17 protein-coding genes, 1 tRNA gene, 3 rRNA genes and 1 pseudogene are annotated in these 24,140 nt (G+C 63.5%); all 22 read right to left on the reverse strand.

Going from position 1 to position 24,140, the window contains the following annotated elements; all coding sequences use genetic code 11:
- Positions 1-39 precede the first annotated feature (39 nt).
- The 22 genes and pseudogenes from ABUA37_RS06170 to tyrS all read right to left on the reverse strand — a co-directional run bounded on the left by ABUA37_RS06170 (position 40) and on the right by tyrS (position 24,017).
- Positions 40-113, reverse strand: a tRNA-Pro gene (locus ABUA37_RS06170).
- Between the two features lie 138 nt (positions 114-251).
- Entirely contained in the window at positions 252-740 is a 489-nt protein-coding gene (locus ABUA37_RS06175; RefSeq protein ID WP_349898255.1) for a VOC family protein, read from the reverse strand.
- 147 nt (positions 741-887) lie between these two features.
- On the reverse strand, positions 888-2,405 hold the full coding sequence (gene der, locus ABUA37_RS06180; protein WP_349898256.1) for a ribosome biogenesis GTPase Der: 1,518 nt from the start codon (positions 2,403-2,405) through the stop codon (positions 888-890).
- A 35-nt stretch (positions 2,406-2,440) separates the two neighbouring features.
- Positions 2,441-3,118, reverse strand: coding sequence for a (d)CMP kinase (gene cmk / locus ABUA37_RS06185; RefSeq protein WP_349898257.1), 678 nt, complete (start codon positions 3,116-3,118; stop codon positions 2,441-2,443).
- Positions 3,109-4,200 carry a prephenate dehydrogenase gene (locus tag ABUA37_RS06190; protein WP_349898258.1) on the reverse strand — a complete coding sequence of 364 codons (1,092 nt, stop codon included), beginning with the start codon at positions 4,198-4,200 and terminating at the stop codon, positions 3,109-3,111. Before ABUA37_RS06190 ends, cmk begins: the two co-directional genes overlap by 10 nt.
- Before the next feature lie 152 nt (positions 4,201-4,352).
- Positions 4,353-5,111: pseudogene (locus ABUA37_RS06195) on the reverse strand (pseudouridine synthase); the annotation flags it as partial.
- Positions 5,098-5,676, reverse strand: coding sequence for an SMC-Scp complex subunit ScpB (gene scpB, locus ABUA37_RS06200; protein WP_349898259.1), 579 nt, complete (start codon positions 5,674-5,676; stop codon positions 5,098-5,100). The pseudogene ABUA37_RS06195 and the gene scpB, both read right to left, overlap by 14 nt.
- Entirely contained in the window at positions 5,666-6,475 is an 810-nt protein-coding gene (locus ABUA37_RS06205; protein WP_349898640.1) for a segregation and condensation protein A, read from the reverse strand. The genes scpB and ABUA37_RS06205 overlap by 11 nt, the downstream gene beginning before the upstream one ends.
- 13 nt (positions 6,476-6,488) lie before the next feature.
- A complete protein-coding gene (locus tag ABUA37_RS06210; RefSeq protein ID WP_349898260.1) occupies positions 6,489-7,379 on the reverse strand; it encodes a ParA family protein in 891 nt (296 codons plus the stop codon).
- A gap of 114 nt (positions 7,380-7,493) precedes the next feature.
- Complete coding sequence (gene xerD / locus ABUA37_RS06215; RefSeq protein ID WP_349898641.1) at positions 7,494-8,456, reverse strand: site-specific tyrosine recombinase XerD; 963 nt, start codon at positions 8,454-8,456, stop codon at positions 7,494-7,496.
- 7 nt (positions 8,457-8,463) lie between these two features.
- Complete coding sequence (locus ABUA37_RS06220; protein ID WP_349898261.1) at positions 8,464-9,123, reverse strand: NUDIX hydrolase; 660 nt, start codon at positions 9,121-9,123, stop codon at positions 8,464-8,466.
- The gene (locus ABUA37_RS06225; protein ID WP_349898262.1) at positions 9,116-10,792 is read right to left on the reverse strand and encodes a CTP synthase; all 1,677 of its coding nucleotides are present in this window, start codon (positions 10,790-10,792) and stop codon (positions 9,116-9,118) included. Before ABUA37_RS06225 ends, ABUA37_RS06220 begins: the two co-directional genes overlap by 8 nt.
- 68 nt (positions 10,793-10,860) lie before the next feature.
- Positions 10,861-12,576, reverse strand: coding sequence for a DNA repair protein RecN (recN, locus tag ABUA37_RS06230; RefSeq protein WP_349898263.1), 1,716 nt, complete (start codon positions 12,574-12,576; stop codon positions 10,861-10,863).
- The gene (locus ABUA37_RS06235; protein WP_349898264.1) at positions 12,573-13,493 is read right to left on the reverse strand and encodes an NAD kinase; all 921 of its coding nucleotides are present in this window, start codon (positions 13,491-13,493) and stop codon (positions 12,573-12,575) included. Before ABUA37_RS06235 ends, recN begins: the two co-directional genes overlap by 4 nt.
- Before the next feature lie 9 nt (positions 13,494-13,502).
- Positions 13,503-14,345, reverse strand: coding sequence for a TlyA family RNA methyltransferase (locus tag ABUA37_RS06240; RefSeq protein ID WP_349898265.1), 843 nt, complete (start codon positions 14,343-14,345; stop codon positions 13,503-13,505).
- Complete coding sequence (locus ABUA37_RS06245) at positions 14,338-14,514, reverse strand: hypothetical protein (RefSeq protein ID WP_349898266.1); 177 nt, start codon at positions 14,512-14,514, stop codon at positions 14,338-14,340. Before ABUA37_RS06245 ends, ABUA37_RS06240 begins: the two co-directional genes overlap by 8 nt.
- A gap of 44 nt (positions 14,515-14,558) precedes the next feature.
- Complete coding sequence (locus ABUA37_RS06250) at positions 14,559-15,578, reverse strand: HAD-IIA family hydrolase (protein ID WP_349898267.1); 1,020 nt, start codon at positions 15,576-15,578, stop codon at positions 14,559-14,561.
- Entirely contained in the window at positions 15,575-16,639 is a 1,065-nt protein-coding gene (locus ABUA37_RS06255) for a hypothetical protein (protein WP_349898268.1), read from the reverse strand. Before ABUA37_RS06255 ends, ABUA37_RS06250 begins: the two co-directional genes overlap by 4 nt.
- Before the next feature lie 90 nt (positions 16,640-16,729).
- Positions 16,730-16,846, reverse strand: a 5S ribosomal RNA gene (rrf, locus tag ABUA37_RS06260).
- 113 nt (positions 16,847-16,959) lie between these two features.
- Positions 16,960-20,082: ribosomal RNA gene (locus ABUA37_RS06265) — 23S ribosomal RNA — on the reverse strand.
- Between the two features lie 513 nt (positions 20,083-20,595).
- A 16S ribosomal RNA gene (locus tag ABUA37_RS06270) occupies positions 20,596-22,116 on the reverse strand.
- Together the 16S, 23S and 5S rRNA genes form the textbook arrangement of a ribosomal RNA operon.
- Before the next feature lie 596 nt (positions 22,117-22,712).
- Positions 22,713-24,017 carry a tyrosine--tRNA ligase gene (gene tyrS, locus ABUA37_RS06275; protein WP_349898269.1) on the reverse strand — a complete coding sequence of 435 codons (1,305 nt, stop codon included), beginning with the start codon at positions 24,015-24,017 and terminating at the stop codon, positions 22,713-22,715.
- Positions 24,018-24,140: the final 123 nt, after the last annotated feature.

A 24,140-nucleotide genomic window follows, 5' to 3' on the forward strand; every position in this document is an offset into this window, starting at 1 on the left:
AGAGGGATCCAGTGCTTGGTTATTGGTACGACCCTTCGGTCGGGCTGACAGGATTTGAACCTGCGACCCCCTGACCCCCAGTCAGGTGCGCTACCAAGCTGCGCTACAGCCCGCTGGCCCGCACGTTTCCGCGCGAGCAACCTCCTAATAGTAACGGGTGCGGAAGGGTCCCTTCGACAAGCTCAGGGAACGACGCGGTGCCCTTCGACGAACTCAGGGGACGAGACCGACCGCAGGGAACGAGACCGACCTCAGGGAGCGAGGTCGGCGCCGTCGGCAGCCGCGCGAAGAGCAGCCTCGTCGATCTTGACCATGCGAAGCATCGCCTGCATCGCGCGCGAAGAGCGCTCAGGGTCAGGATCAGAGAGCAATTCGCCGAGCGCCTTCGGCACGATCTGCCACGAGAGTCCGAAGCGGTCGATGAGCCAGCCGCACGCCACGGGTTGACCGCCGCCCTCAAGCAGGCGATCCCACGCGTCATCCACCTCTTTCTGGGTGTCGACGGTCACTGAGATTGAGAAGGAATCGTGGAACGGATGTCCGGGGCCGCCATTGAAAGCCTCGTACCGGCATCCGGCAAGGTCGAAGGTCACGGACATGAGGCTCCCCTCGGGTGCGGGTCCACCGGCGCCCCAGCGGTGCTCTCCCACGATCCTGCCGTTGAAAATCGAGGTGTACAGAGCAGCCGCCTGTTCTGCCTGGTCATCGAACCAGAGGAACGGGGTGATCGTGGTCGTCATGCGCAAGCTCCTTTGCTTGCGGACAAGCGTAGTTCGCGGAGGATGCGGAGTCACGGGTAGCGCGGCGAGGAGGTCTCGACAAGCTCGACCTGCGGGAGGGTCTCGATACGCTCGTTCCTCGCTACTCGACCGACGTAGCGACGGGAGTTAGGTGCGCTTGCGACGCTCGCGCACGCGCATGTTCACGTTGATCGGGCTGCCCTCGAAGCCGAAGATCTCACGCAACCGTCGCGTGATGAACCTGCGGTACTGCGGGTCGAGGAATCCGGTCGTGAACAGCACGAACGTCGGCGGCCTCGTCGAGGCCTGAGTGCCGAACAGGATGCGCGGCTGCTTGCCACCGCGAACGGGATGCGGGTGCTCGGCGGTGAGTTCGGCGAGCAACGCGTTGAACTTGCCCGTCGGAATGCGGGTGTCCCATGACTGCAGCGCGAGCTCGAGGGCGGGAACCAGCTTCTCCATGTGCCTGCCGGTGCGGGCCGAGATGTTGACGCGCGGCGCCCAGGCGACGTGCGCGAGGTCCTGTTCGATCTCGCGCTCGAGATACCGGCGGCGATCGTCGTCGAGGAGGTCCCACTTGTTGAAGGCCAGCACGAGCGCGCGACCGGACTCGAGCACGAGGTCGATGATGCGCACATCCTGTTCGCTGATCACCTCGCTCACGTCGATCATGACGACCGCGACCTCCGCCTTCTCCAGCGCCGCGCTCGTGCGCAGCGATGCGTAGAAGTCGGCGCCCTGGGCGAGATTCATGCGACGGCGGATGCCGGCGGTGTCGACGAAGCGCCACACCTTGCCTGCAATCTCCACCTGCTCGTCGACCGGATCGCGGGTCGTGCCCGCGAGATCGTTGACCACCACGCGCTCCTCGCCGGCGGCGCGGTTGAGGAGCGAGGACTTGCCCACGTTCGGGCGACCGAGAATGGCGACGCGACGCGGGCCGCCCACCTCTTCCTTCGCCACCGCGGAGATCTCCGGGAGGATCGTGAGAACGTGGTCGAGCAGGTCGGCCACTCCCCTGCCGTGTACGGCCGAGACCGGCCACGGGTTACCGAGACCGAGGCTCCAGAGTGCTGCCGCCTCGGGCTCCTGCCGCACGTCGTCGACCTTGTTCGCGGCCAGGATGACGGGCTTCTTCGTTGCGCGCAGCATCCGCACAACATGCTCGTCAGTTGAGGTCGCACCGACGTTGGCGTCCACCACGAAGAGCACGGCGTCGGCGAGGTCGATGGCGATCTCGGCCTGGGCGGCAACGGACGCGTTGATGCCCTTGGCGTCCGGCTCCCAGCCGCCGGTGTCGACCAGCGTGAAGCGGCGCTCGTTCCACTCCGCCTTATAGGTCACGCGGTCGCGGGTGACGCCGGGCGTGTCTTGCACGACCGCCTCGCGGCGGCCCAGGATGCGGTTCACGAGCGCGGACTTGCCCACGTTCGGCCGGCCCACGATCGCGAGCACCGGCAGCGCCGGCAGGTAGACGATCGCGTCCGGGTCATCCGTGGCGGCGTCGAGGAGTTCGAGGTCTTCCTCATCGAGCTCGTAGTCGCTGAGGCCCTGGCGAAGTGCGCTCGCACGCTGCGCGGCATCCGCCTCGTCGATCGCCCCCAGTTTCTCGACCAGCTGCGGGTCGAGTTCGGGAAAGTTGTCGTCGTCGATGTTCTCGGCCATGGTGTGTCCTTAAAGTGGTCTCGATGCGCTGCGCGCTACTCGACTCCTGTTTTCTCGTGCACTAGGTCGACGACCGCCGCGACGGTCTGGTCGAAATCGAGAAGGGTCGAATCGAGGGTGGTGACACCCTCGGCGGCGTTGAGAAAGTCAACGACGCGGGAATCCTGCGCGTCCCTGGCGCTGAGTTGCTGACCGACGAGCTGGGCGGATTGCCCCGTAACTTCGGCGGAACGCCTAGCCATTCTAGCTTCTTCGGATGCGGTCAGCAGAATCCGCACATCGGCATCCGGAGCGACCACCGTCGTGATGTCGCGGCCCTCCGTAATCACGCCCGGCTTCGAGCCGCTCGCGATGATCTTGCGGAAGAGCAAGGTGAGGCGCGCGCGCACCGCGGGCACCCTGGCGATCGCACTCACCACGGTCGAAACGCGAGGATCACGGATCGCCTCGGTCACATCCGTATCGCCCACCCGCACGAAGTAGCAGTCGGGGTCGACGCCGATCGCGTAGTCGAAGCCGTCGAGCAACGCGGCCACCGCATCCGCGTTCTCGACATCGATGCCGCGCTCGAGTGCGTACCACGAGAGCGCCCGGTAGGCGGCGCCGGTGTCCTGGTAGTCGAAGCCGAGGGCGCGCGCGGCAGCCTTGCTCACGCTCGACTTACCACTTCCTGCCGGCCCGTCCACGGCCACCACGATCCTCGTCACTGCCACGCCTCCGCTATTCTCCAGCCACGTTTCTCGAGCTCGGCGACCAGTTGCCGCTCCACCTCCGGCACGACCGAGATCTCGGCGAGGCCCACCTGCGCGCCGGGCGAATGCTCCAGCCGCAGGTCCTCCATGTTGACTCCCGCCTCACCGATCTCGGTGAGCAGGCGGGCCAGTTCGCCTGGCACGTCATCGACGAGCACCACGAGCTGGCTGAACCGACGATCCTGGCCGTGCTTTCCCGGGATGCGTGCGACACCGGCGTTACCGGCCGCGAGGGTTTCGGCCAGGGCTCGTCGGGCGCCGGGCGCCGTCGGGTTCGCCAGGATGCCGAGCAGCGCGTCGAGATCGTCACGGTACGCCGTGAGGATGCTCGCGACCGATTCCGCGTTCGATCCGAGGATCTGCACCCACAGCTCCGGGTTGCTGCCGGCGATGCGCGTGGTGTCTCGCAGTCCCTGTCCGCTGAGGCCCACCGCGGCCTCACTCGAACCGATCAGGCGTTTCGCGAGCAACGACGCGACGAGCTGAGGCACGTGCGAGACGAGCGCAACACTGCGATCGTGTTCCTCCGCCGCCATCTCCACGGGCACCGCCCCGAGATCGAGAACGAGGTCCTCGACGATGCGCCTCTGCCCGGTCGACACTCCCTCGTGCGGCACCACCACCCAGGGTCGACCGATGAACAGGTCCGCGCGCGCCGAAATCGCTCCCCCGCGCTCACGACCGGCAAGCGGATGCGACCCCACATACCTGCTGATGTCGGCGCCCAGCGTCCGCAGTTCGGTCAGCGGCCCAGCCTTCACGCTCGCGACATCGGTGACGAGCGCGTTCGGGTAGCGTTCGAGCTCGGCGGCGACCACCGTGGCGATGAGGTCGGGTGGCACCGCAACCACGACGAGGGCAGGAAGATCGGTGTCGCGCTCGGCCCTGCCCGCGCCGTAGTCGATCGCGAGGTTGAGGTTCGCCGGCGAGGAGTCGTGAAGCACGACATCCACGCCCTTCGCGCGCAGGCCCAGACCGATGCTCGCGCCGAGGAGCCCCGCGCCCACGACCCTGACCTGGCCGACCAGTCTGCTGCCACTCACTGCGTGCCCTCTCGTTCGTCCGCTGAGCCGCGACCGGTCGCTGAGCCTGGGCCCACGCCGCCGGTTCCGGACGATTCGGAGAATCGGGCGGCCGCGCCGGTCGGGAGCGAAGCGCCCCGCCCTTCAACAGGCTCAGCGACCGTCTCAGGCTCAGGGACCGCGCCTTGGCCCTTCGCATTGCGCGAAATCGTCAGCAGCTCGCCGAGCTCGGCCTTGGTCAGATCGCGCAGCTCGCCCTGCGCAAGCGTGCCGAGATGCAGCGGACCGAACTGGCGCCGCACCAGGTCGACCACGGGGTGACCGACCTCGTCGAGCATCCGTCGAACGATGCGATTGCGGCCGGAGTGCAGCGTGACCTCCACCATCGTTTCGCGATCGGAGGCGTGCCCTACGATGCGTGCCCTGTCCGCCGCGATGGGCCCATCGTCAAGCTCGACGCCGGCCGTCAACCTCGCGATCGTCTGTGGCGAAACCCGACCCTGCACCTTGGCGATGTACGTCTTCATCACCCCGAACGACGGATGCGCGAGCACGTGGGCGAGTTCGCCATCGTTGGTGAGAATCAGCAGCCCCGAGGTCTGCGCGTCGAGGCGCCCCACATTGAACAGGCGTTCCTCGAATTGCGAGACGAACCGGCGGAGATCCGGGCGACCCCGCTCATCCTGCAGCGAGCTGACGATGCCCACGGGTTTGTTCAGCATCAAGTAGCGCCGCGAGGTGTCGAGCTGAATCGCGACGCCATCCACGGAGACTCGGTCGCTCTCGGTAACCCGACGACCCGGCTCGATCACGACCTCGCCGTTGACCTCGACCCGACCAGCGGCGATGAGGTCCTCGGAGACGCGTCTGGAGGCAACGCCCGCCGCGGCCATGAGCTTCTGCAGCCGCACGCCCTCGCTATCGGATGTCATCGAAGCCCTCCGAACCGTCCGCGAGAAGCGGCGAAATCCTGGGCAGCTCATCGATCGAATTGATGCCGAGCTGCGTCATCAGCAGCTCGGTCGTCTCATAGTGGATCGCACCCGTCTCGCTGTCGGTGAATGCCTCCGTGATCAGGCCACGGCCGAGCAGCGTGCGCACCACAGAGTCGACGTTCACCGCACGGATCGACGCGATCGCACCGCGGCTGATCGGCTGCTTATAGGCGATGACCGCAAGTGTCTCCAGGGCCGCCTGCGACAGCTTCGTCGGGTTCTGGGTGAGCACGAAATCGCGAACGACCTCATCGAACTCTCCGCGCACGTAGATGCGCCAGCCGCCGCCGACCTCCCGAAGCTCGAAGCCTCGGCGTGCACCGCCGCCGTCCCCATCGAAGTCGGCCACGAGGCGTGCGATCGACTCGTGCACTGAGTGCACCGGAACGCCGAGCGAGCTCGCCAGCGCCACGACACTCTGCGGTTCGTCGGCCACCATGAAAATCGCTTCGAGGCTGCGATCGAGGTCGAGCGGTGTCGCGGTGATCTCATCAGTTGTCATAATCGGCTCCCAGGTTGGCGAGGCTCTCTTCCGACCACTGCTCTGCCGTCCAGCGCACGGTCAGCTCCCCGAGTGGCTCGAGCTGGTCGAAGGAAATAGATGCGGAGCGGTACAGCTCCAGCACGGCGAGGAAGCGCGCGATCACGACACCCTTCTGCTCGGCACCGACAATCAGCTGCCGGAACGTCATCGGCTCGCCGCGCCGGAGCAGGGCGACGATGTGCGCGGCCTGCTCCCGGATGCTGACCAGGGGTGCGTGAAGATGGTTCAGCCCCACGGTCGGCAGTTCCCGTGGCGCGAATGCGAGGGCCGCGATGGCCGCGAAGTCGTCTACCGTCAGTGTCCAGACGAGCTCGGGCGTCTGCTGGCGGAATCGTTCCTCGAGACGCACGGAGCGGACGTGCCTGGTCGATTCCGCGTCGAACCGTTCGCTGAACCAGGCCGTCGACTCCTTGAAGGCGCGGTATTGCAGCAGCCTGGCGAACAGAAGGTCGCGTGCCTCAAGCAGGGCGACGTCCTCGGCGTCAACGAGTTCACCCTGCGGCAGAAGGCCTGCGACCTTGAGGTCGAGCAGCGTCGCCGCGACCACCAGGAACTCGCTCGCCTGATCGAGCTCCTCCGGGGAATCCAGGTTGCGCAGATAGGAAATGAATTCATCGGTGACGCGACTGAGTGAGATCTCGGTGATGTCGAGTTCGTGCTTGCCGATCAGCGACAGAAGCAGGTCGAACGGCCCACTGAAGTTGCTCAGGCTCACCGAGAAGCCAGAGACCTCGGCCTCGCTCTCGGCCTCCGCCACGACCGCCGCGGCGCTAGGCCGCTGCGCCACGGGCTATCAACTCTCTGGCCAGCTGGCGGTAGGCATCCGATGCGGGGTGATCGGGAGCGAAGGCGGTGATCGGCGCGCCGGCGACGCTGGCATCCGGGAACTTGACGGTGCGGCCGATGACGGTCTCGAAGACGCGGTCGCCGAAAGTCTCCACGACGCGCTCGAGAACCTCTCGCGAGTGCAGCGTGCGCGAGTCATACATGGTCGCGAGGATGCCGTCGAGTTCGAGGCGCGGGTTCAGCCGGTCCTTGACCTTGTCGATCGTCTCGACGAGCAGCGCGACGCCGCGGAGGGCGAAGAATTCACACTCGAGCGGGATGAGCACGCCGTGGCTCGCGGTGAGCGCGTTCACCGTGAGCAGGCCGAGCGAGGGCTGGCAGTCGATGAGGATGACGTCGTACTCGTCGCTCACCTTGCGCAGCACGCTCGCGAGAATCTGCTCCCGGGCGACCTCGTTGACGAGGTGCACCTCGGCGGCCGAGAGGTCGATGTTCGCGGGGATCACGTCGAGGTTTGGCGTGGTCGTGGCCTGGATCGCCTCGTGCGGGTCTTTGACCGTGCCGAGCATGAGGTCGTAAATGTTCGGCACGTCGTGGATCGGCACGCCGAGTCCGGCGGAGAGCGCACCCTGCGGATCGAAGTCGATGGCGAGAACTCTGCGGCCGTAGCCCGCGAGAGACGCGCCGAGACTGATGGCGGTCGTGGTCTTGCCGACGCCACCCTTTTGGTTGCAGAGCGCGATGATGCGTGCCGGGCCGTGGCTCTTCAGCGCCGGAGGCTGGGGAAATTCACGCAGCGGGCGACCGGTCGGTCCATTCGCGACGACATCGACTCCGTTGAGCTGTTCGGCCGTGGTGTCCCGCTTCGCTGTCATCCCGACATTCCCTTACTCTTAGTGCCCGACCGAGCCGATTTCCACGATTCTACCCGTGCGGCAACCGCGGTCCGGGATGCCCACAGCGCGGTTTCCGTATCGCCACGCGAATGCTCACCTGGCTCTCGGATGCGCCGTCGTGTACATGTCTCGCAGGGTGTCCGCAGTGACCAGTGTGTAGATCTGAGTGGTTGCCACCGAGGAGTGGCCGAGGAGTTCCTGCACGACGCGCACGTCCGCTCCGCCGGCAAGCAGGTGCGTCGCAAAGGAGTGCCGAAAGGTGTGCGGCGAGATCTCGACGCCGATCCCCGCCTTCTCTGCTCGCGCCCGGATGATGAGCCACGCGTTCTGCCGCGACAGGCGCTGGCCGCGCAACCCGAGGAAGAGCGCCGGCGTCGCCGCACCGCGGAGCGAGAGGCTCGGTCTGGCCCGCACGAGGTAGGCATCGATCGCCGTCCGCGCGAAGCTGCCGAGCGGCACGATGCGTTCCTTGCCGCCCTTGCCAAAGAGTCGCACGACATCGCCGCTGCGCAGACCATCGCCGGCGCCACCGCTCTCGGTGTTCAGCACATCGTCGACGTTGAGGTCGACGGCCTCGGAGATGCGCGCGCCCGTCGCGTAGAGCAGTTCGAGCAGTGCCCTGTCCCGCAGCGACTGGAGGTCGTCGCCGGCGGCGGCGTCGAGCACGGCCGCCATCTGCTCCACGGTGATGGCCTTCGGCAGTCTGCTCGCGAGCTTCGGTGGCTTGACCTCTAAGGCCACGTCCTCCTGCACGATGCCCTCGTCGAGGAGAAAGCGATGGAAACCGCGGATCGATGACAGCATCCGCGCCATCGAGGATGCTGTGAGCGGCGCGTCCACGCGAGTCCTCAGCTCCTGCGCAAAGGCCGAGATATCCGCCTGAGCGATCGCTTCGGCGGAGTCGATTCCGCGAGCGGCCAGGATGCCAAGGTAGGCGGCAAGATCGCGGCGGTACGCGGCGACCGTGTTGGCCGAGAGGCCGCGCTCGATGGCGACATGGCGCAGATACTGGTCGACCGATCGCTCCAGTGCCGTCGGCCGCCTCGCCTCGACCATCTCGGCTTCAGCCCCGTGCGCCACGATGGGGTTGCTGTGGCCAGGGCGCGTCTGCATCGCCGAGGCTCGACCACCCTCTCGCCCGCGAGGTGTGGGCCGCGAGCGCAGCGATGCTGAGGATCGAATTGCCGATGCGTCGATCGAGCACGGCGTCGACGATGTCCTCCAGGCTCACCCAACGGGTCTCGAGGTCCGCCTCCTCCTCCGTGCGTTCGAAGGCCGGCGTCGACTGCAGGCCGCGAGCGACGTAGACGCGAATCGCCTCCGTGCTGCCACCGGGAGAGGTAAAGAAGTCCGCGAGAACCGCCCACTCGGATGCCTCGAGGTCGGCCTCCTCCGCGAGCTCACGCTGGGCGGCGTGGAGCGGCTTCTCGCCCTCCACGTCGAGCAGGCCCGCAGGGATCTCCCAGTCACGAGTGGCAATCGGATGCCGGTACTGGCGAATGAGCATCGCCCGGTCCTCGTCGTCGAGCGCGAGGATCGCGACGGCACCGGTGTGGTCGACGTATTCGCGCGTGATGGTCTCGGTCGCGTCGGAGGGACCGTATTCGAAGCGGTCCCTGCGCACATCCCAGACGTGCCCGTGGAACTTCTCGTCGCTAGAAACGATCGGAGCCTCGAAGGGCTCGTCGAGCAGCTCCGCGCCGTCGGGCGCCGTCTCAGGCATCCTTCACTTCGAACAGTCGGCTGGCCTGCTGCCGGGCGAGCGCCGCGCCAATGAGACCGGCGAACAGCGGATGTGCGCGGTTCGGGCGCGACCGGAGTTCCGGATGCGCCTGAGTGCCGACGTAGAACGGGTGCACCTCGCGGGGGAGCTCGACGTTCTCCACGAGGGTGCCATCGGGCGACAGGCCGGAGAACACGAGTCCCGCGTCCGCGATGCGAGTGCGGTACGCGTTGTTGACCTCGTAGCGGTGACGGTGACGCTCGGACACCTCGTTCGCTCCGTAGGCCTCGGCTGTGACCGAGCCTGGCTCGAGCTTCGCCGGGTAGAGGCCGAGGCGCATGGTGCCACCGAGGTCACCTCCGGCGATGATCTCCACCTGCTCCGCCATAGTGGCGATCACGGGGAATTCGGTATCCGGGTCGAACTCCGAAGACGATGCGCCCTCGAGTCCCGCGATGTTGCGTGCGTACTCGATAACCATGCACTGCAGTCCCAGGCACAGCCCAAGAACGGGAATCTGATTCTCTCTGGCGAACTTGAGTGCGCCGAGCTTGCCCTCGATGCCGCGCACGCCGAACCCACCGGGCACGCAGATTCCGTCGAGTTCCGAGAGCAGCCTGGCCGCCCCCTCGGGCGTCTCGCACTCGTCCGAGGGAATCCAGTGGATCTTCACCTTCGACTGCTGCGCGAATCCGCCGGCACGAAGTGCCTCGGTCACCGACAGGTAGGCGTCGGGCAGGTTGATGTACTTGCCGACGAGCCCGATGTTCACCTCGTACTTCGGCTCGTGCACCGCCTGCAGCACGGTCGACCACCGCGACCAGTCGACCTCGTCGGCCTCGAGCCCGAAGTGCTCGATGATGTAGCCGTCGAGGCCCTGGTCGTTCAGCATGGTGGGGATGTCGTAGATGCTCGGCACATCGACCGCGTTCACGACCGCTTCCGGATCGACGTCACACATGAGCGCGATCTTGCGGTTCATGGACTCGGGAACGGCGCGATCGCTACGCAGCACGATCGCATCCGGCTGGATACCGATGGAGCGCAGCGCCGCCACGGAGTGCTGCGTCGGCTTGGTCTTCTGCTCGCCGGCAGCACCGAGGTACGGCACGAGCGAGACGTGCACAAAGAAGCAATTGGCGCGACCGATCTCGTGGCGCACCTGGCGCGCGGCCTCGAGGAAGGGCTGGGACTCGATGTCGCCGACCGTGCCACCGATCTCGGTGATGATCACGTCGGGCTTGGGGTCGTTGTATGACTGCAGGCGCATACGTCGCTTGATCTCGTCCGTGATGTGCGGAATGACCTGCACCGTGTCGCCGAGATACTCGCCGCGACGCTCCTTGGCGATCACCGTCGAATAGATCTGGCCGGTCGTGACGTTCGCCGCCTGGCTCAGGTTGATGTCGAGGAAGCGCTCGTAGTGGCCGATGTCGAGGTCGGTCTCGGCGCCGTCGTCGGTCACGAAGACCTCGCCGTGCTGGAACGGGTTCATGGTGCCGGGATCCACGTTCAGATACGGATCCAGCTTTTGCATAACCACGCGCAACCCGCGGGCGGTCAGAAGGTTGCCGAGACTAGCCGCGGTCAGACCTTTGCCGAGGGAGGAAACAACACCCCCGGTGACGAAAATGTGCTTTGTTGTCTCCGCGCTTTGATTAACCACCACGGGGTTTTAGCCTATCACCGCGAGACGCACCGCCCCGGGCTGCGACATCGCCGATCTGCCGAGTCAGGCTATTCCGACAGCGCCTGAGCCGTCTCCACGAGCTCCCTCGCATGGGCGAGCCCGCTCTCTGAGTCGGCCAGGCCGGAGAGCAGCCTCGCCATTTCGGCGATGCGCTCCTCCCCCTGCAACTGCTGCACGCTACTCGCCGTGACGGCGCCGGCGCTGTCCTTGACGACTCGCAGGTGATTGGTCGAGAAGGCCGCGACCTGCGCGAGGTGAGTTACGACGATCACCTGGGCGGTCCGCGCGAGGCGAGCCAGCCGCTTTCCGATCTCAATCGCGGACGCACCGCCGACGCCAGCATCCACCTCGTCAAAGATGAAGGTCGGCACCGGGTCGCTCGCCGCGATGACTACCTCGATCGCGAGCATGACCCGCGAGAGTTCACCACCGGATGCGCCCCGACCGAGCGGCCTGGGTTCCGCTCCCGAGTGCGGCTGCAGCAGGATCGACACCTGGTCCCTGCCGCTCAGACCGTACTCCTGTCGGTCCTGCACCTCGACGCTCAGCCGAGCGTCCGCCATGGCGAGAGCACCCAGCTCGGCCGTGACGCGCTCCGAGAGGCGGATGGCGTAGTCGCGGCGCAGTTCGCTCAGCCTTGCAGCCAGCTGCGTCACTCGGGCGAGCCCAGCCTCGACCTCGCCACGCAGCAACTCGATGCGGTCGGAGTCGTTGTCGAGTTCGAGCAGCCGCGCGCTGCCGGTGTCGAGGTAGTCGATCGTCTCGTCGAGCGTTGGTCCGTACTTGCGGGTGAGCGCGGCGAGCTCCGCGCGGCGCTCTTGCACCACCTCGAGTTCGCGGCCGCCATCCGTGTCCAGGCCCCCGAGATAGCTCGACAGCTGCGCCGAGACCTCGGACACGGCGAAGGATGCGTTCGCTATCGCTTCCGTGATCGGCACGAGATCGGGATCGTGGTCAGCGACCCGCTCGAGCTGTCGCCTCGCGGTGTCCAGCATGCCCAGCACGTCCGGCACGTCGTCCATTGCCTGTGCGGACACGAGTTCATGCGCCTGGGCGGCCGCGAGTCGCAGGTCTTCCAGGTTGGCGAGGCGCTCGGCGCGTTCGCCGAGTTCGGTGTCTTCACCACGTTGCGGCGCTGCATCCTCGATCTCGGCCATCGCGATCCGCAGGTCTTCGGCCTCGCGGGAGCGACGGTCCCGCTCCGCTACGAGGATGTCGAGCTCGCCCTGGTTCGACTGCCAGCGTCGGTACGCATCCTGATAGTCGGCGAGCACGGTGGCGAGTTCCTGGCCGGCAAAGCGGTCGAGCGCCTCTCGCTGTGCCGTGGCGGAGCGCAGCCGGATCTGATCCGATTGCCCGTGCACGACGACGAGTTGCTGCCCGATCTCGTTCAGCACGCCGACCGGTGCGGTGCGCCCACCCACGACGGCGCGGCTGCGGCCCTCGGGCGATACGGATCTTCCGAGGATCAACTGCGCGCGCCCGGGAGTGCCGGACTCATCGAGCTCTCCCCCGGCGTCCCGCACGCGTTCGGCGACGGGCCCGTCGGCGTCGACCTGCCAGTGCCCCTCGACCACCGCAGAACCTTCGCCCTGACGCAGCACGGAACTGTCGGATCGCTCCCCCAGCAGCAGCCCGAGCGCGGTGACCACCATGGTCTTTCCGGCTCCGGTCTCGCCGGTGAGCGCCGTAAACCCGGGGCCGAGCGGAAGGCGCGCCTCGCCGATGACTCCGAGGTTGCGGATGGAGATCTCTTCGATCACGTCGCCGCGACCTCACCCTCCGGGCCCCGCCATCCGGCTACGGGAAGCGCGAACTTGTGCACGAGCCGGTCGGTGAATGGACCCGGGTGTAGCCGCGCGAGCCGAACGGGCACGGATGAGCGTCGCACGATCACGCGCGCGCCGGCGGCCAGTTCGTGGGTTCTGCGGCCGTCGCACCAGAGCACGCCCGTTCCCTGGGTGCGATCGAGAACCTCGACGGCGAAAACCGAGTCCGGCCCGACCACGAGCGGGCGGGCGAACAGGGCGTGCGCGCTGAGCGGCACGAGGAGCATGGCGTCGAGGCTCGGCCAGACGACGGGGCCACCCGCCGAGAACGAGTACGCGGTCGACCCGGTGGGCGTCGACATGACTACGCCGTCGCAGCCGAAGGAGGAGAGCGGCCGGCCATCGACCTCGATCACGACCTCGAGCATCCGCTCGCGGCTCGCCTTCTCGACCGTGGCCTCGTTGAGTGCCCAGGTCTCGTACACGACCTCGTTGTCGACCTTCACCCGCACCGACAGCGTCATGCGCTCCTCGACGAGGTAGTCGCGAGCGAGAGCGCGTCGCACGGTCTCCGCGAGATTGTCACGCTCGCTCTCGGCCAGAAAACCGACATGGCCCAGATTGACGCCGAGCAGGGGGGCGGAGGATCCGCGGGCCATCTCCGCGGCCCTGAGGATCGTGCCGTCTCCGCCCAGCACGATGACGAGTTCGAGTTCGTCCACCGTGATGGGATCGCCGAGGATCGCGAGAGAGTCGAGATCGGGCGCCTTGGCGAGGATGTCCGCATGCTCGTCCGGTTTGAGCACCGGCACGACGTTCTCCGCAACGAGCTGGCGGCACACCTGCACGGCGGCGGTCAGCGATTCCTCGCGCCCCGTATGGGACACCACGAGAATGTGCCGTGCGGCCACCTATCGCTCCTAGCGCTGTGCAGTCGGGTACGCGAGTGCGTTCACCCGGTCAGTCCATTCTGTCGGATTGGTACCGACAGCGGCGCTCATCCAGACCAGATACTCGAGGTTTCCCGCGTTTCCGGCGATTGGTGAGGACATGACGCCCGCCGTGCGCAGCCCGAGGTCCCAGCCCGCCCAGAGCACGCCGCTGATCGCGTCCGCCCGCAGGCCCGGCTCGTGCACGATGCCCTCACGAATGCCGGTGCGCCCCACCTCGAACTGCGGCTTCACGAGCAGCACGAAGTCCGCGCCGGGGTCCACGGCGTTCCGCAACCCCTCGAGCACGAGAGTCAGCGAGATGAACGACAGATCCCCCACCACGAGATTCGGAAATTCAGGAGTTCGGAGCTGCGACTGAACCCACTCCCGCGTGATGTCGCGGATGTTGAAGCCCTCGACAGCGGTCAGCGCGCCATTGTCCTGAATTTCCGAAGCCAGCTGGCCGTGGCCCACGTCGATGGCGATCACGTGCGACGCGCCGCGCTCGAGCAGCACCTGACTGAACCCGCCGGTCGAGGCGCCAGCGTCGATGGCCACGCGTCCGCGGGGGTCGACACCGAACTCGTCGAGCGCGGCGATGAGCTTATGAGCCGCGCGGCTGACGTAGTGATCCGATGCGGTCAGCGCGAGTTCCTGCTCGTCCCGCACCCGCACCGAGGCCTTAAATGCGGTCACCCCGTCGATCGTGACCACACCTTCCGCGATCAGCCGGGCCGCATGAGTGCGCGAGCGCGCGATGCCGCGTTCGGCGAGTGCGGCGTCGAGCCGCGGCTGCGGGGCTGCACTCGTGACGTCTTCGTCCTCAGGCATGGCGCGCGGGCGCGTCTCCGCCTTCGAGAGTGGCCTGCAACTCATCGTGTACCTGCGCGAACGCTCCGGCACGCTGGTCGAGGGGTTGATCTTCGATCAGGCGCAGGCGCGAAAGAAGCGCATTCGTCTCTGGTTCACCGTCGTTCATCGACGAGCCATTCTCTTCCACGCTCTCCCCTTTCATTGCCGGTCGTCCGCTCCGCTGACTGCACGTTATCGCGAGATACCGAGAGCGTCCATGAGCTCCGGCGACACGTCGATGCCGTAGATCGCCAGGCCGGACCCCCAGATGGCGGCCGTAGCAGCGCGAACGAGATCGATACGCGAACCCGCGCTCTTGAGGTCAACCCGGTTTTCCCGCATCCGCACCACCGCGCCGCCAACCTGAAAGCGGCCATCGGCACTAGTTGTCTCCGGGTACGCCTCGTGAAGGCCACGAAGGTCATCGAGAATGTACCGGGGCCGCGAACGCTCATCCGCCGCAAGCAGCTGCTTCGCACCGTCCACGCCGGTCAGCACGAAGACGGCGGGGATGCCTGCACGGTTCGAGCCCAGGATGTCGGTGTCGAGCCTGTCGCCGATGAACAGCGGGCTCGACGCATCGAACCGCCGCACGGCCTCCTGATAAATGGCAACCTCCGGCTTGCCCGCCACCACGGGAAGCCGGCCGACCGCAGAATGCACAGCGGACACGAGGGTGCCGTTGCCCGGAGCTATGCCGCGCGCAACAGGAATCGTCCAGTCGGTGTTCGTGGCGACCCAGGGGATGCCGCCACCCTCCACGTCGCTGTGCAAAGCAAACGACGCCTCGGCGAGCTGCTCCCAGCCCACATCCGTCGCGAAGCCCTGGATGACCGCAGCGGGGTTGTCGAGGGCGGATGCCGTGGGCACGAAGCCGGCCTTCACCAGTTCAAAGGTCAGGCCTTCGCCACCGACGGTCAGAACCGTCGAGCCCTCGGGCACGAGTCCGGCCAGCAGGCGTACGGCGGCCTGTGGTGAGGTGACGACGTCACTCGGCTCCACCGCGAGTCCCAGCTGTCGAAGGTGCTCGGCGACGGATGCGTCGGTGCGCGAGGCATTATTCGTCACGTACCCCACGCGCATGCCCTCGGCGGCGCGGTTGATGCTCTCGACCGCGTAGGGGATCGCCTCCGCGCCCTTGTAGATCACTCCGTCGAGGTCCGCAAGCAGCAGGTCGGCTCCATCGAGCGGGGTCGGATGCACGCTGCTCACTGCTCGATCGCCCCGTCCTGCGCCGCCACGTCGGGCCCGGCCACATCCGTGTCCCCCGAAGCGGTTGCCTCGGCCGGAGCGCCGCCGTCAGCGACTTCCTCCTCTACTACTTCAACAACATCGTCGTCGCCGGTCGCCGCGGACGACAGGGCTTCGGAAGCGCGGTTGGAGCGCTCCCACCAGAGCTCTGCGTCCTCCAAGCGTCCGAGGTCCTCGAGTACTGTCGCGTAGGCGTCGAAGAGGCCCGGGCTATAGGAATACGCCGTCGTCGGATCCAGCTGTGCGATCTCGAGTTCACCGAGCGCGAGTTCCGGCTGGCCGAGATCCAGACGCGCGCCCGACATCGCGATCGCAAGCTCCACCTGCACGTCGACCGGAAGTGTCGAGCGCTCAACCGACCTACCGAGCTCGAGTGCGCGGTCGGGGCGATTCAGCCCGCGTTCGCTGTCCACCATCATCGGAAGCTGGTCGTTCCTGCCGGAAATGCGGCGATACGTGCGCAATTCGCGAAGCGCCAGCGAGTAATCGCCGATCGTGTAGGCCGTGATCGCGAGCGTCTCGCGTACCACGGCGATGCGTCCGGCACGTCTGGCAGCCGAGATGGCGTGCTTGTGCGCCAGCTGCGGATCGCTGTCGATCAGGCGCGCGACCATGACCAGGTGATTGGCCACGCCCTCCGCATTCTCCTTACTCAAGGTTTTGAGCTGAGCGCGGGCGACACGATCCAGGTCTCCCGGCTTCACGTCCTCCGCGATGACGGGGTCATCGTGACGCGAACGAACGGACTGTGTTCCATAGGGGTCTCGATCGACGGGAGCCTCGCGCTCACGTGCCGAGCGGTCTCCGCGCGCCGGCGCACCCGCTCTGGTCCAGAGCCGCTTCTCGTCGTTCCCCGAGCGCTGAGGGCGTCCGTCAGCACCCTGAGCCGGGCGGCCTGCCCGCGGAGTTCCGCGCTCGGGGCGCCCGCTCGTGGGTCTACCGCTGCTGGGTCTACCGCTGCTGGGCCTGCCGCTTGCGGGCTTGCCGCCGGGCCGCCTGCCGCGGTCTCCTGATTCGCTCACGAGCGCCTCCTGTTATCGATGTCGCTGGCGTCCACCGGCACCGGGTTAAAGCAAAATGGCCACCCTTGCGGGTGGCCATCTTACAAAGAAGTCCGGCGGTGTCCTACTCTCCCACAGGGTCCCCCCTGCAGTACCATCGGCGCAGAGAGTCTTAGCTTCCGGGTTCGGAATGTAACCGGGCGTTTCCCTCTCGCTATGGCCGCCGAAACACTATTGATTTATGTATCAGTTCATAGCCAGAACCTCGTTCAAAAGAACCAGAATTCTGGGATGATCCCCGACCGTAAATCGGGAACCACAAAGTGGACGCGAGCAAAAGTGTTATCAAGTTATCGGCTTATTAGTACAGGTCAGCTCCATGCGTCTTTAGTCCGCACTTCCACATCCTGCCTATCAACCCGGTAGTCTAGCCGGGAGCCTCTCCCCCTAAGGGATGGAAATCTCATCTTGAAGCTGGCTTCCCGCTTAGATGCTTTCAGCGGTTATCCATTCCGAACGTAGCTAATCAGCGGTGCTCCTGGCGGAACAACTGACACACCAGAGGTTCGTCCATCCCGGTCCTCTCGTACTAGGGATAGATCTTCTCAAATTTCCTGCGCGCGCAGAGGATAGGGACCGAACTGTCTCACGACGTTCTAAACCCAGCTCGCGTACCGCTTTAATGGGCGAACAGCCCAACCCTTGGGACCTACTCCAGCCCCAGGATGCGACGAGCCGACATCGAGGTGCCAAACCATGCCGTCGATATGGACTCTTGGGCAAGATCAGCCTGTTATCCCCGAGGTACCTTTTATCCGTTGAGCGACAGCGCTTCCACAAGCCACTGCCGGATCACTAGTCCCGACTTTCGTCCCTGCTCGACTTGTCAGTCTCACAGTCAAGCTCCCTTGTGCACTTACACTCGACACCTGATTGCCAACCAGGTTGAGGGAACCTTTGGGCGCCTCCGTTACTTTTTAGGAGGCAACCGCCCCAGTTAAACTACCCACCAGGCACTGTCCCAGAACCGGATTACGGTTCGTAGTTAGATATCCAAAGTGACCAGAGTGGTATTTCAACAATGACTCCACCTGAACTAGCGTCCAAGCTTCACAGTCTCCCACCTATCCTACACAAGCCACTCCGAACACCAATACCAAGCTGTAGTAAAGGTCACGGGGTCTTTCCGTCCTTCTGCGCGTAACGAGCATCTTTACTCGTAGTGCAATTTCGCCGAGTTCGCGGTTGAGACAGCTGGGAAGTCGTTACGCCATTCGTGCAGGTCGGAACTTACCCGACAAGGAATTTCGCTACCTTAGGATGGTTATAGTTACCACCGCCGTTTACTGGGGCTTAAATTCTCAGCTTCGCCTTGCGGCTAACCGTTCCTCTTAACCTTCCAGCACCGGGCAGGCGTCAGTCCGTATACATCGTCTTGCGACTTGGCACGGACCTGTGTTTTTAGTAAACAGTCGCTTCCCACTGGTCTCTGCGGCCTTGCGGCGCTCCAGGAGTAAATCCCTTCACGCTTCAGGCCCCCCTTCTCCCGAAGTTACGGGGGCATTTTGCCGAGTTCCTTAACCACGATTCTCTCGATCTCCTTGGTATTCTCTACCTGAACACCTGAGTCGGTTTGGGGTACGGGTGACTTGAACCTCGCGTCGATGCTTTTCTTGGCAGCATAGGATCACTGATTTCGCTCGTAAGAGCTACCCATCGGGTCTCAGCCTTAATGAGAGACGGATTTGCCTATCTCTCGGCCTACATCCTTAGACCGGGACAACCATCGCCCGGCTCAGCTACCTTCCTGCGTCACACCTGTTAATACGCTAGCCGCACCAGCATAGGGTCGTGTGCTAGGCCCAACGCTTCACCCCGAAGGGATCCATCTATGGGATTCAGACACTTAGCATTACTGGATTAGCTTGGGCGGTTCTTCGTCAGTACGGGAATATCAACCCGTTGTCCATCGACTACGCCTGTCGGCCTCGCCTTAGGTCCCGACTTACCCAGGGCGGATTAGCCTGGCCCTGGAACCCTTGTTCTTTCGGAGGACGGGTTTCTCACCCGTCTTTCGCTACTCATGCCTGCATTCTCACTCGTGTGGCGTCCACGGCTGGTTTACACCGCCGCTTCACTCGCCACACGACGCTCTCCTACCACTCCGTGCGCCTGGACGACCAAAAGACCGCCTGGCTAATACACGAAATCTACAACTTCGGTGGTGTGCTTGAGCCCCGTTACATTGTCGGCGCGGAATCACTTGACCAGTGAGCTATTACGCACTCTTTCAAGGGTGGCTGCTTCTAAGCCAACCTCCTGGTTGTCTCTGCAACTCCACATCCTTTCCCACTTAGCACACGCTTTGGGACCTTAGTTGGTAGTCTGGGTTGTTTCCCTCTCGACGATGAAGCTTATCCCCCACCGTCTCACTGCTGCGCTCTCACTTACCGGCATTCGGAGTTTGGCTAACGTCAGTAACCTTTTGGGGCCCATCGGCTATCCAGTAGCTCTACCTCCGGCAAGAAACACGCAACGCTGCACCTAAATGCATTTCGGAGAGAACCAGCTATCACGAAGTTTGATTGGCCTTTCACCCCTATCCACAGCTCATCCCCTCCATTTTCAACTGAAGTGGGTTCGGTCCTCCACGCGCTCTTACACGCGCTTCAACCTGGCCATGGATAGATCACTTCGCTTCGGGTCTAGGACATGCGACTAAATCGCCCTATTCAGACTCGCTTTCGCTACGGCTACCCCACTCGGGTTAACCTCGCCACATATCACTAACTCGCAGGCTCATTCTTCAAAAGGCACGCTGTCACCCCTACTAAGGAGGCTCCAACGGTTTGTATGCAAACGGTTTCAGGTACTATTTCACTCCCCTCCCGGGGTACTTTTCACCTTTCCCTCACGGTACTTGTCCGCTATCGGTCATCTGGGAGTATTTAGGCTTATCAGGTGGTCCTGACAGATTCACACGGGATTTCTCGGGCCCCGTGATACTTGGGATACCTCTCCAGCCATTGCGACATTTCGACTACGGGGTTGGCACCCTCTGTGACGTGACTTTCAATCCACTTCGTCTATATCGCGTTGTAACTGTTGCAGTACGGCAGTAACTGCTGAAAGGTCCCGCAACCCCGACCATGCAACGCCTGCCGGCTATCACACATGATCGGTTTGGCCTCTTCCGGTTTCGCTCGCCACTACTTACGGAATCGCTTTTGCTTTCTCTTCCTGTGGGTACTGAGATGTTTCACTTCCCCACGTTCCCTCTACCCGCCCTATATATTCAGGCGGGAGTCACCAGGTCGTATTGCTACGCCTGGCGGGGTTTCCCCATTCGGAGATCCTCGGATCAAAGCTCTATTATCAGCTCCCCGAGGCTTATCGCAGATTTATACGTCCTTCTTCGGCTCCAGATGCCAAGGCATCCACCGTTTGCACTTAGAAACTTGATGACAAAATTACACAAAGATCAGCGTTGCGTTGAATAAACAACGCATTGCTAGATCTAAATGAAGACATCACGCACATCGAGCCGGCCGAAGCCTGCTCTCCATGCGAGTGTCTAAGATGCTCGCGTCCACTGTGTAGTTCTCAAAATACGGGCGGTACCTTGTCTAACCTGTGCCTACCGTGTCACGAGTAATCGTGGGCCGGCGGTTCGCCAGGGATCAAGGTCCGAAGACCGTCTCAACCGACATCCGAAGATCTCGGTCAAGGTTGGTCCAGAGGTGGTTCCACTTCTTTCGAAGCGGCCCGGTCCCTCAGGACCCAACAGCGTGCAGAAGACCAGACTCGACTCGAGCTTCCGTTCCAATCTCCCGAAGGAGACGTACTAAGAGGCAAGACTCTTACCTGGTCACAATGTCAATGTTCCACCCATGAGCGCCACGGAGAACGCGTGTCTCCGAAGTGGCTTACGAGGTTTACTAGCCCTGTATACAGAGGCATCCTCGAGTGCTCCTTAGAAAGGAGGTGATCCAGCCGCACCTTCCGGTACGGCTACCTTGTTACGACTTAGTCCTAATTACCGATCCCACCTTCGACAGCTCCCTCCTTGCGGTTGGGCCACTGGCTTCGGGTGTTACCGACTTTCATGACTTGACGGGCGGTGTGTACAAGGCCCGGGAACGTATTCACCGCAGCGTTGCTGATCTGCGATTACTAGCGACTCCGACTTCATGAGGTCGAGTTGCAGACCTCAATCCGAACTGAGACCGGCTTTTTGGGATTCGCTCCACCTTGCGGTATTGCAGCCCTTTGTACCGGCCATTGTAGCATGCGTGAAGCCCAAGACATAAGGGGCATGATGATTTGACGTCATCCCCACCTTCCTCCGAGTTGACCCCGGCAGTCTCCTATGAGTTCCCACCATTACGTGCTGGCAACATAGAACGAGGGTTGCGCTCGTTGCGGGACTTAACCCAACATCTCACGACACGAGCTGACGACAACCATGCACCACCTGTATACCGACCTTGCGGGGAGACTGTTTCCAGCCTTTTCCGGTATATGTCAAGCCTTGGTAAGGTTCTTCGCGTTGCATCGAATTAATCCGCATGCTCCGCCGCTTGTGCGGGCCCCCGTCAATTCCTTTGAGTTTTAGCCTTGCGGCCGTACTCCCCAGGCGGGGAACTTAATGCGTTAGCTGCGACACAGAATCCGTGGAATGGACCCTACATCTAGTTCCCAACGTTTACGGCATGGACTACCAGGGTATCTAATCCTGTTCGCTCCCCATGCTTTCGCTCCTCAGCGTCAGTTACGGCCCAGAGATCTGCCTTCGCCATCGGTGTTCCTCCTGATATCTGCGCATTCCACCGCTACACCAGGAATTCCAATCTCCCCTACCGCACTCTAGTCTGCCCGTACCCACTGCAGGCTGGGGGTTGAGCCCCCAGTTTTCACAGCAGACGCGACAAACCGCCTACGAGCTCTTTACGCCCAATAATTCCGGATAACGCTTGCACCCTACGTATTACCGCGGCTGCTGGCACGTAGTTAGCCGGTGCTTTTTCTGCAGGTACCGTCACTTTCGCTTCTTCCCTACTAAAAGAGGTTTACAACCCGAAGGCCTTCGTCCCTCACGCGGCGTTGCTGCATCAGGCTTGCGCCCATTGTGCAATATTCCCCACTGCTGCCTCCCGTAGGAGTCTGGGCCGTGTCTCAGTCCCAGTGTGGCCGGTCACCCTCTCAGGCCGGCTACCCGTCGTCGCCTTGGTGGGCCGTTACCTCACCAACTAGCTGATAGGCCGCGAGTCCATCCTTGACCGAAATTCTTTCCACCCCCTGAAGATGCCTCCGAGGGTCGTATCCGGTATTAGACACCGTTTCCAGTGCTTATCCCAGAGTCAAGGGCAGGTTACTCACGTGTTACTCACCCGTTCGCCACTAATCCAGAGGAGCAAGCTCCTCTTTCATCGTTCGACTTGCATGTGTTAAGCACGCCGCCAGCGTTCATCCTGAGCCAGGATCAAACTCTCCGTAAATGTTTGATTGCACGGTGACCGAGGTCGCCGGCACATCTAGTGTGTCAAGCCGCCGGAATGGGCGGACATGGCACAAGTTTGAAACTGACAAGAACAAACATCATTGCTGACATTTGCTTTGTTGTTTTAATCTGTTTCCAAAGGAATCTCCTGCATCTTCAGTCGCTAGAAACGACCGTCAATGCACGAGGTTTTTGGCATTTGACATTGTGCACGCTGTTGAGTTCTCAAGGATCGGACGCTCCTGATTTCAGCCATCACGGCTTCTACTCAGGGCTAATTCCTCAGTGTTTGTCACCCTCGCTCTCGCGCCGGGCAACTTGTCTAACTTACCACCTTCGCAGTGCTTGTCAAATCCGCCGGGCTGCTTGAAAAGCGCGCGCCGAATGGACCTGATAGCTCACGAGGTGGATTTCCATCCTAAGATCTGAAGACGACTTCCTACAAGAGGCTAGTCGCTATGTGACTTAGGATTGTGTCCCTCTTGAGGCCGTAAGCTCTGCGGCTTTTCGAACCTTTGGGGTGACAAGTAAGAAGATTACGGTGCTCTGGGGGACGGCGCAAATTACGTGCAATCCCGGGCGTGTCGCGCGGCGTCAGCGCTCGACAAAGACGCCAGCGAGCGTCTTCTTTCCCCGGCGCAGTACGGCCATACCGCCCGGAAGCAGCGCTCCCTCGAGGGTGAGTGCGGCATCCGCGACCTTGACGTTGTTGAGGTACACGCCTCCCTGGTCGACCGCGCGCCTCGCCTCACCCAGGCTCGTGCACAGGCCCGTGTCGACCAGCAGCTGCATAATGCCCGTCTCGACGCCCGCGGTGGCGCTGGGGAGCTCTCGCAGGGCCGCTGCGAGGGTCTCTTCGTCGAGCTCGGTCAGGTCTCCCTGCCCGAAGAGCGCCTGTGCCGCCGCAATGGCGGCATTGGTGGCGTCCTCTCCATGGACGAGGCTCGTGACCTCGAAGGCGAGTGTGCGTTGGGCCTCTCGCTTGAATGGCTCGGTAGTCACGGCATCCGCGAGACGGTCTATGTCGGCTCTCGACAGGAACGTGAAGATCTTGAGCCGCGCTATGACGTCGCCGTCGTCCGTGTTCAACCAGAACTGGTAGAACGCGTATGGACTCGTGAGCGCCGGATCGAGCCAGACCGCGTTGCCCTCGCTCTTGCCGAACTTGGTGCCGTCGGAATTGGTGATCAGCGGCGTGCCGATCGCATGCGCGCTCTGCCCCTCTGCCCTGCGGATGAGGTCGGTGCCGCTCGTGAGATTGCCCCACTGGTCCGATCCCCCGGTCTGGAGCACGCAGTCGTAGCTGCGGTACAGCTCCAGGAAGTCCATTCCTTGCAGGATCTGGTAGCTGAACTCGGTGTAGCTGATGCCCGCGTCCGAATTGAGCCGCGCGCTCACGGCATCTTTCTTGAGCATCGTGCCGACCCTGAAGTACTTGCCGATGTCCCGCAAAAAGTCGATCGCACTGAGCGGCGCCGTCCAGTCGAGGTTGTTGACGAGCCGCGCGGCGTTATCGCCGTCGAAGCTCAGAAAGCGCGACACCTGCGCCTGCAGGTAGCCGACCCACTCCTGCACCGTGTCCTTCGTGTTGAGGGTGCGCTCGGCCGTCGGACGCGGATCACCAATCAGGCCGGTGGATCCGCCGACGAGCCCCAGCGGCTTGTGACCGGCGAGTTGCAAGCGGCGAAGGAGCAGCAATTGCACGAGATTGCCGAGGTGAAGGCTCGGGGCGGTGGGGTCGAAGCCGCAGTAGTAGGTGATCGGCGGACCGGAGAGGAGGGTCTTGAGTTCCTGAGCGTCGGTCGAGACGTGCACGAGGCCTCGCCAGAGGATCTCGTCCCAGACGTCGGCGAACGATGGGTCGTTGCGCTGGCCTGCGAGTGCGGCGGAATCTGGCATGGCTATTACGGTAGCAGCGGCTTGTGCGCGGATTTTGTGTCAATGGTGCAGGCTTGACTTGGCTTAGATAAAGCTATATGACTTGATAAGTATTGGAATCAATGCAAGCGGCTTGATGTGCGA

This window comes from Parafrigoribacterium soli (genome assembly GCF_040227235.1).
In the GTDB taxonomy this organism is placed as follows: domain Bacteria; phylum Actinomycetota; class Actinomycetes; order Actinomycetales; family Microbacteriaceae; genus Parafrigoribacterium_A; species Parafrigoribacterium_A soli.